This window comes from Leclercia sp. AS011, from assembly GCF_037152535.1.
Classification (GTDB): domain Bacteria; phylum Pseudomonadota; class Gammaproteobacteria; order Enterobacterales; family Enterobacteriaceae; genus Enterobacter.
This window is the reverse complement of record NZ_JBBCMA010000018.1, coordinates 1-695: the sequence shown is the minus strand read 5'-3', so window position 1 is coordinate 695 and position 695 is coordinate 1. Positions and strand designations below refer to the sequence as shown.

1 protein-coding gene is annotated in these 695 nt (G+C 55.3%); it reads right to left on the bottom strand.

Annotated elements, in window-relative coordinates; translation table 11 throughout:
* A partial coding sequence (locus WFO70_RS22300; RefSeq protein WP_337019399.1) for an elongation factor Tu occupies nt 1-695 on the bottom strand: 695 nt, incomplete at both ends.

Below are 695 nucleotides of genomic sequence, written 5' to 3'. Positions count from 1 at the left end.
GAGCCTGGCTTAGCCAGAACCTGACCACGTTCGATTTCTTCACGCTTGATACCACGCAGCAGAACACCAACGTTCTCACCGGCACGGCCTTCGTCCAGCAGTTTGCGGAACATTTCAACGCCGGTACAGGTAGACTTGGCAGTCTCTTTGATACCAACGATTTCAACTTCTTCGCCAACTTTAACGATACCGCGCTCTACACGACCGGTAACAACAGTACCACGGCCGGAGATGGAGAATACGTCTTCGATAGGCAGCAGGAACGGCTTGTCAATCGCACGCTCTGGCTCTGGGATGTAAGAATCCAGGTAGCCAGCCAGTTCGATGATTTTCTCTTCCCACTCTGCTTCGCCTTCCAGCGCTTTCAGCGCGGAACCGCGAACGATTGGGGTGTCGTCGCCCGGGAAGTCGTACTGAGACAGCAGCTCACGCACTTCCATCTCAACCAGTTCCAGCAGCTCTTCGTCATCAACCATGTCGCATTTGTTCAGGAACACGATGATGAAAGGAACGCCTACCTGACGACCCAGCAGGATGTGCTCACGGGTCTGAGGCATTGGGCCGTCAGTCGCAGCAACAACCAGGATCGCGCCGTCCATCTGCGCAGCACCGGTGATCATGTTTTTAACATAGTCGGCGTGGCCCGGGCAGTCTACGTGTGCGTAGTGGCGAGTCGGGGTGTCATATTCAACGTG